Source organism: Variovorax sp. dw_308 (assembly GCF_019207085.1).
Lineage (GTDB): Bacteria > Pseudomonadota > Gammaproteobacteria > Burkholderiales > Burkholderiaceae_C > Variovorax.
This window is the reverse complement of sequence record NZ_JAATOM010000104.1, coordinates 1-377: the sequence shown is the minus strand read 5'-3', so window position 1 is coordinate 377 and position 377 is coordinate 1. Positions and strand designations below refer to the sequence as shown.

Here is a 377-nt window from a genome sequence, read left to right as displayed (position 1 = left end):
GGCCGAAGAGCAGGGCGTGGCCCAGGACCAGTTGAGCGGAACCATCCAGAACGACATCCTCAAGGAGTTCATGGTCCGCAACACGTATATCTTCCCGCCCGCGCCGAGCATGCGCATCATCGGCGACATCATCGAGTACACGGCGCAGAAGATGCCCAAGTTCAACTCGATCTCGATCAGTGGCTACCACATGCAGGAAGCCGGCGCCAATCAGGCGCTGGAACTGGCCTTCACGCTGGCCGACGGCAAGGAATACGTGAAGACAGCCTTGGCCAAGGGCCTGGACGTCGACGTGTTCGCCGGCCGCCTGAGCTTCTTCTGGGCCATCGGCATGAACTTCTACCTGGAAGTGGCCAAGATGCGCGCCGCGCGCCTCT

1 protein-coding gene is annotated in these 377 nt (G+C 61.5%); it reads left to right on the top strand.

Annotation, left to right across the window (positions count from 1 at the left end; genetic code table 11):
* Positions 1-377: methylmalonyl-CoA mutase family protein (locus tag HCU76_RS36400; RefSeq protein WP_256354757.1), on the top strand; the 377-nt coding region annotated here is incomplete at both ends.